This is a genomic window from Nosocomiicoccus ampullae (assembly GCF_001696685.1).
Taxonomy (GTDB): Bacteria; Bacillota; Bacilli; order Staphylococcales; family Salinicoccaceae; genus Nosocomiicoccus; species Nosocomiicoccus ampullae_A.
In genome coordinates, this window is the sequence record NZ_MBFG01000028.1 from 1 (window position 1) to 7,568 (window position 7,568).

Consider the following 7,568-nt stretch of genomic DNA (forward strand, 5'->3'; position numbering starts at 1 on the left):
TAATATTTCTTTACTATCAAAGTGATAGAGAACACCACCTTTTGTAATTCCAGACTTCTCGGCAAGGTACTGCATGGTTAATTTTTGGATACCTTCCTCATTTATAATCTTAGCCGCATTTGTAAGAAGTTCTTCTTTTTTACTCAACATACATCACTCCAGTTATCTATATTACTGTACTGAACGTTCAGTACAGTAATATTAGCAAATCATTTTTAAATTGGCAATTATTGATTTTATATAAAATGACACTAGCATTGCATTAATTAACACAAAATATTAACAACATATCGAATATTCACTAATTTACTATTATCCAAAGAAAAAGTCCTTTATAATGGATATAACCAGGTGGTAACCCGTCCAAATCCATTAATAAAGGACCAAACTCATGGACAAGATTACACGCAAAACATCATTTGAGCAATGGTTTTCACCTATAAATCTTCAACTATTTGAAGAAAACGTAAAAACATTGAAATTAGACCACTATACAAAAAAGCTAACGACAGAGTCATTCCTGAAATTATTACTTTTTTCACAACTAAAAGAGGTGGCGAGTTTACATGCCATAAGCGACTGGCTTTTCAATGACCAACTTCAACATGAAACCGAGCTGAATTCGATAAGTGTATCTCAATTATCACGGCGATTAAACGGTATGCCACCGCAACTATTTCAAAGTATATTTTTGGACTTAGTAGCTCAAATTCATGATAAAACTCATTATTCTAAGCTAGTCATGCCGTTAAAAATTATTGATTCAAGCACGCTACCACTCAGCCTAGCTAATCATCGGTGGGCCGAATTCCGTAAAACAAAAGCAGGTGTCAAGCTACATCTCCGCTTGGTATTTATGGAGAAAGGAATATCCTATCCTGAAAAAGCCGTGCTAACTAACGCAAAAGAACATGATCGAAATCAGCTTGAAGTTATGGTCGATGACAAAGAGTGCATGTATGTGTTTGACCGCGGCTACTTAGATTATGATCGTTTCGATCGTATGACAGACGATGGCTACTTTTTCCTTTCTAGGCTTCGTAAAAATGCCGTCATTCGGGAAATTTACGACTTTAAGCTAGAAGAGGATTCGCCGGTTCTATCGGACCAAATGGTCTTGATTGGTACAACGCAAAACCGTGCTGAAAATTACTTTCGCCTATTAAAAGTTGTCGATTCAAAAGGGAATGTACTCCATTTAATAACTAATCGTTTTGATTTAAGTCCAGAAGAAGTCTCTGAGATGTATAAATCGCGATGGGCGATTGAACTCTTTTTCAAGTGGATTAAACAACATTTAAACATTAAAAAGTTCTATGGTCAGAGTGAGTTCGCCATTCACAATCAAGTATATATTGCGATGATTGTCTTCTGTTTAAATGTGCTGGTTCAAATCAATACAGAAAGCAAAAGAACTATTTTACAAATCAGCCGTTTATTAAGGGCATCTCTATGGAAACCAGCTTACATCTGGCTTCTAAAAATAGAAGGGAAAGGCGCCTCTTAATAAAGAAAACGTCGCTGTCACTCATGTTTAACTGTATATTTAAAAAAATGGATGGAGCCACCTTTAGTTGGGTATTCAGTTTTTTGGCTCTCTCAGAAAATAAACAAAAACTGAAAATTACAATAATATTAATGCAACGCTAGTGATAAAATGATACTGTTATAAAAAAATGCCTACATCTAGTAGACATTCTTGAATTATTAATATTTGTTTCGGTAATGCTCCCCAAATTCGCATATCTTCCTGACCTACTGACCAAATGGCAATACTCTGAAACTTCCACTTGTAAGTTGTCCCTATTATCCAATCAACTAGACTATCGATATCTTGATAATAAAGAATTGAAAAGCCGATGAAAAGTTACCTCCGATTTCACAGGGTCATGCAATTAATCTATACATCAATTTCAACAATCATTTCAGACTTAAATTCAATCTCCAACTTTTCAGGATGAACTACAATTCTCTCAACCATCCGCTTAACTAGCTGCTCATCATACGTTTCTAGTTCGCATGTTTGCTCTTTTAATAACGCTGATATTTGTTCCAATCGTTCTCTTCCATTATCTTGTTCTGCAATCTCTAGTTGAAGTTGTTGTTTTTCTTCTCTACGTTTGTAAATATTATCGACAACGTCATTATAGTCTTTGTTCGAATTCGCTAGGCCGATTAAAGAATGTTGCAAGGCTTCCAGTTCTTTTTCAACTTTCACCAGTTTATCGTGTAAATGACTTGATAACGTATGTGCAATATTTTGTTCTAAGACTTTTAGAAAGTTGCTCCGATTTTTAAACAGTTCATTTATCGCTTGGATAACGGCTTGCTTTAAGTCATCTTCTCTAACAGTTCGCGCATCACAAAACACTCCTGTATTTTCAAGCCTGCTGACGCATCGCCAAACGATTGACCTCTTCCCTCGGTTATTCCAATGGACTCTTCTAAATATTTCTCCACAGTTTTCACAAAATACAATCTGAGCCAAACTGTGGTTACTGCTGTAATTTCGCCTTTGTCCATTTTTACTAATATGAGCGATTTTTCGTTTTTTCAATTCTTCTTGTACTAACATGAAAAGGTGCTTTGGTATGATAGCTTCATGATTGTTTTCTACATAATATTGTGGAACAACCCCATCGTTGTTCACTCGCTTTTTCGATAAGAAATCGACTGTATATGTTTTTTGAAGGAGTGCATCTCCCATATATTTTTCGTTCGTCAGAATTTTATGCAGTGAACTACTGTACCATTTCTTTCTTCCCGCACCTGTTAATATGCCGTCCGCTTCAAGTCCTTTTGCAATTTTATTTAAGCTAAATCCTTCCAGGTATTCTCGGTAAATTCGCTTGATGATTTCCGCCTCTTCTGGCACAATGACTAAGCGTTTATTTTCATCTTTTGTGTAGCCGAGAAATCGATTATGGTTTACTTGCACTTCGCCTTGTTGGTATCGATATTGAATACCAAGTTTTACGTTTTGGCTAAGCGACTGACTTTCTTGCTGAGCAAGTGACGCCATAATCGTCAACATCACTTCCCCTTTCGCATCCATCGAATTGATATTTTCTTTTTCAAAGAATACGGGTATATCTTGTTCTTTCAGCTTTCTTATATATTTCAAGCAATCTAACGTGTTCCTTGCAAATCGGCTAATGGACTTTGTAATGATCATATCGATTTTTCCATCCATACAATCAGCTATCATTTTATTAAACTGTTCTCGCATTTTTGTGTTCGTTCCTGTAATGCCATCGTCTGCATAAACTCCTGCAAGTTTCCACTCGGGATTAGCTTGAATGTATGACGTGTAATGTTCGATTTGCACTTCATAACTCGTTGCCTGTTCATCACTGTCAGTTGATACTCGGCAATAAGCAGCTACCCTCAGCTTTTGCTTATCACTTACTTCCCTCGTTCTTCTTGGTCTTGCCGGGATGACTGTAACATTTCTTGAACTTTCCATACTCTAGGTCACCACACTTTCTATTAAACTGTAAACATATTCTGCTTGTTTATATGGGTTGTCATGTTTGATATCGATAGATGGTAAAGTGAATGTGGGAATTTCAAACGGGGTTTCTTCTTGTTTTTTATTTAGTCTTCCTAATTTTTTTGCCCGTTTATATCTTTCTATCTTCACTTTTTCAAATAATTCTTTTGATATTAAGGTAGGAAAAATATCCGTTCCTAAGTATCTTTCATCCGTTAATATTCGGGTAATACCGCCATGATTTCGCTTTATTCCCGCTTCCTTAGCGGCATTTGCTAATGACAATCCTGATAAATACGCTTGAAAAAGATGCTGCAGTTGTTTCAGCTCTTCTTTATTTATGACTACTTTACCGTTTTCAATTTGATAGCCAAATGGTGTATGTGCCATCACCTATTCACCTCTTCCTTTAGCAACAAGCCACTTTTTAATAAAAAACCTATTTTTGTTGACGAGTGTATATAAACCTTTTCAATATATTCGTTAAATATCGTTTCTTCAAATGATGCAACTTTCTGCTGTTTATTGGTGAAACTTATCAGTCTTTTCAGTTCGTAGACTTGTTCTTCTTCGTTGCGAATAAGTCGTAGCAACCGTTCTTTATCCTCCAACAACTCATTAATTTGGTTGTCCATTTTCGCCCGTTGTTCTTCATACAATTTCTGTTCTAAAAACTTATCATCCATTAGCTTTTTCAACATTTGACTCTTCGCATAGCACTCAGTCAATTGCAATTCAATATGATCGAGCTGTTCTTCTGTATCATGTTTAAAGCCATTTTTCATTGTTTCAAAAAGTGGATGTAGTATTTCTTTTCGAGCAAAAACGAGTTTGTTCATCATTGTAATAAAAGCTTGATGAATGCGTTCTTCCTTAATGAAAAGCATCGAACATTCATCTCTGTTTTTAATGTGTGTTGAACAGCACCAAGCAATATATTTTCTATGCGTAGAAGTGTGAATTCTCCTTTTAAATGTATCGCCACATTCCGCGCATTCAATTTTCCCTGAAAAAGGATAACGGTTTAAATACTTTCTACTTCCAGCAGCTACATTCTTTTGGCTTGCTTGATATTCTAGCATTCGATTAGCCGCTTCAAAATCAGTATGTGTGATGATTGCTTCATGATGATTTTCAATTAAGTATTGATCCAGTTCACCTTGATTTACTTTTCGATTAAAATGCTCATCAGTAAAAGTCTTTTGAAGTAGCACATCACCAGTGTACTTTTCGTTCTTAACAATTCCACGTATCGTAGACCCTGTCCAATTGCCATTCCGCTTTGTTGAAATTTTTTCTTCGTTCAGCTGCCTAGCAATTTTTTCAGTTCCTATTCCTTCAAGTACGTTATTAAATATTTGTTTGACTACTTGTGCTTGTTCATCATTTACAACAACCTGTTCATCGATATAATCGTAACCGTATGGTGGATATGATAATTTATAGGTTCCACGTTTAAATCGCTGTCTAATCGACCATTTACTGTTTTCAGAAAGTGACACTGATTCATTTTCAGCAAGGCTACTTAAGATTGAAAGCATGATTTCACTTTCCATCGAATTTGTATTGATGTCTTCTTTTTCAAAATAAATGTGTACACCTAAGTCCATCAATTTTCTGACTAACTCTAAGCAATCAATTGTGTTTCTCACAAATCGACTAATTGATTTTGTTAAAATGAAGTCAATCTTTTCTTTTTCACAATCAGATATTAAGCGAAGCAATTCTGGCCGTCTATCCTTTTGGTCCCTGTTATGCCTTCATCATTATAAATGTCGACAAGTCGCCATTCATCATTCTTTTCAATCAAAGTTTTGTAGTGTCGTCTTTGAGCCTCTAGGCTAAACAGCTGATCCTCATTTGATGTTGACACTTGTATATATGAGGCTACCTTTTGTTTCGGATTTACTGATGAATATTTTGACATATCAAGTGTTGTTATCTTTCTCATCCACTCACTCCCTTTCTTGTACGTGACATATTTGCGTTAGAACACTGTTAAATCAAGATTTGTCGCACATTAAAGGACCTAATAATGTATTGAATTTTTGACGAATTAATTTACTTATTTGATCGAATTCTTCCTGAGAAATAAGCTCCTCTTCACGTAGTTTCATAAGCATTTTTTCAGCAAGATGAAAATGAAGTTCATTAATAGTTGATATGTAATTGAAGTTCTAGATATAATGAAAGTAGATTATTCAGCAAACGGTCAATTTTATTGGAGGGATGATTGAAATGTTTAATTTAAATAATGCTAAACTAGAGAAATTGGATATTGAAGAACAAGAATATCAAATTGAACAAGATGAATTAAATATTGAAAGGCAAAATATTTAATCGTTTTTAAAAGGTTGGTTTTTAACACCCTTTTTAAAAATTACAAATAAATTTCTTTTGAAATTTTATAAAAAGGCTCAAAGAGAGAATTGTTTGAAGTGTTATAATTAAATTAAATAATTCCACAATCGGGCGCGATTGTGGAAGATTAAATAGTCATTTAAGTTACAACCGAAGAGTTTAACTGCTCCTCGGTTGTTTTTATTTACTCATATTTCACAAACACATCTTTAAATCCAGCTTTCATTACTTTTAATTGTTGCTTACCCACATTTTTAACACTTCAACCTTTTACTTTTCCACCCTTGACAACAGCGCCACCAACTCCACATGCACTGTATGCGGAAATAGATCTACAGGTTGTACGATTTTTAGTTCATAGCCAAAATCTCTGAGCCATGTGATATCTTTTGCGAATGTTTCTGGGTTACATGAAACGTATACTACTCTATCTGTTTGAAGGCGTCCGATTCTACGCATCACTTTTCCACCTGCACCTGATCTTGGTGGGTCGAGCATAATGACGTCTGGTCTGCCCCAGTTTTCTAGTACTTCGTCAATACCACGTCTAGCGTCCTTTGCGAGGAAATAAGTATTAGTAACATCGTTATCTTCAGAGTTTTGCTTTGCTGATTCTATAGAACTCTCGACAATTTCAATACCAGCGAGTCTTTTGACGCGCGTTGCAAATGGTAATGAGAACGTTCCTACTCCGCAAAATAAGTCAATCATCGACTGATCTTTCGTTGGATTTGCAAATTCTATTGCGAGGTCTACTAATTTTTCTGCTTGTCTTGGATTTGTTTGGAAAAACGTATCAAACCATAGACGGTAATTAAACCCGTACATTTCGTCATGAATATAATCTCTACCATGAAGAACAACTGTACGTTCTGATTGCGTCATATCTGCTAAATCCGTATTTTTTGACCACGTAATACTCTCGATATTCTCTATTTCAGATACTAACGTTTTTAATAGTTTATTAATTTCTTCTTCATACGGTTCTGGATCATCTGCAGCAAATATCGCACACATGACTTCACCTGTATGTTGAGATTCACGCACCATTAAGTAACGTAAAATTCCTTCTTTTGTATCTTTGTTGTACGTTTTAATGCCACTTTGCTTCGTCCACTCTGAGACTAAATTCATCACTTTTTCAGTCTCACTACCAGCAATTAAACATGAATCAAGGTCTATAATATTTCTAAAGTTATCCATTTCATGGAGACCTAGTTCACCGTTACTACCGAACGTAAACTCCATTTTGTTACGATAGCGCCACATATTTTCTGCACCGATAATTGGACGAATCACTGAAGGGTCGAAACCATTGTTTTCGATGTGCATTTTAACCGCATTTTCTTTTACTTTTAGTTGCGCATTATAATCAAAATGTTGCCACTGACATCCACCACAAATATCAAAATATTTACACGGTGCGTCGATACGGTTGTCATCTTTTTTTAAAATTTCAATTGGATGCGTAAACGCACTTTTACGGTTCATAGCATTTGGTACTTCAACACGGACTACTTCTCCAGGAATAGTGCGAGGGATTGTTAAACGTAAATTCTTACCTTTACCCTCCCAATCATCTCTTCGATACTTTGTGACACCTTGACCTTTTTTATTAAAACTTTTTATTGTCACATCATATATGCGTGACTTTGACATAACTTTCACCTTCTACATTTCTTCGTTAGTTTCTAAACTAATTAAAGTAATAGAC

General features: G+C 35.3%; 8 protein-coding genes. 1 reads left to right on the top strand and 7 read right to left on the bottom strand.

All coding sequences use genetic code 11. The features are described from left to right. A partial coding sequence (locus BBS29_RS07980) for a TetR/AcrR family transcriptional regulator (protein ID WP_257009100.1) occupies positions 1–150 on the bottom strand: 150 nt, incomplete at its 3' end. Between the two features lie 241 nt (positions 151–391). Here BBS29_RS07980 and BBS29_RS07985 point away from each other — a divergent pair. Further along, complete coding sequence (locus BBS29_RS07985; RefSeq protein WP_068131169.1) at positions 392–1,507, top strand: IS4 family transposase; 1,116 nt, start codon at positions 392–394, stop codon at positions 1,505–1,507. A 393-nt stretch (positions 1,508–1,900) separates the two neighbouring features. Here the strand turns inward: BBS29_RS07985 and BBS29_RS07990 are convergent, their stop codons facing one another. The 6 genes from BBS29_RS07990 to rlmD all read right to left on the bottom strand — a co-directional run bounded on the left by BBS29_RS07990 (position 1,901) and on the right by rlmD (position 7,513). Next, positions 1,901–3,466, bottom strand: a complete 1,566-nt coding sequence (locus BBS29_RS07990; protein ID WP_068131171.1) for a recombinase family protein — start codon at positions 3,464–3,466, stop codon at positions 1,901–1,903. 3 nt (positions 3,467–3,469) lie between these two features. Next, entirely contained in the window at positions 3,470–3,883 is a 414-nt protein-coding gene (locus tag BBS29_RS07995) for a recombinase (protein WP_068131174.1), read from the bottom strand. Then, positions 3,883–5,217: a recombinase family protein gene (locus BBS29_RS08000; protein WP_257009099.1), complete on the bottom strand. Its 1,335-nt coding sequence runs from the start codon at positions 5,215–5,217 to the stop codon at positions 3,883–3,885. The genes BBS29_RS07995 and BBS29_RS08000 overlap by 1 nt, the downstream gene beginning before the upstream one ends. Beyond that, positions 5,205–5,444, bottom strand: a complete 240-nt coding sequence (locus tag BBS29_RS08550) for a recombinase family protein (protein ID WP_246828782.1) — start codon at positions 5,442–5,444, stop codon at positions 5,205–5,207. The genes BBS29_RS08000 and BBS29_RS08550 overlap by 13 nt, the downstream gene beginning before the upstream one ends. A gap of 52 nt (positions 5,445–5,496) precedes the next feature. Continuing rightward, positions 5,497–5,658: an SHOCT domain-containing protein gene (locus BBS29_RS08630; RefSeq protein ID WP_371440764.1), complete on the bottom strand. Its 162-nt coding sequence runs from the start codon at positions 5,656–5,658 to the stop codon at positions 5,497–5,499. Between the two features lie 466 nt (positions 5,659–6,124). After that, positions 6,125–7,513 carry a 23S rRNA (uracil(1939)-C(5))-methyltransferase RlmD gene (gene rlmD, locus BBS29_RS08005; RefSeq protein ID WP_068131177.1) on the bottom strand — a complete coding sequence of 463 codons (1,389 nt, stop codon included), beginning with the start codon at positions 7,511–7,513 and terminating at the stop codon, positions 6,125–6,127. Positions 7,514–7,568 lie beyond the last annotated feature (55 nt).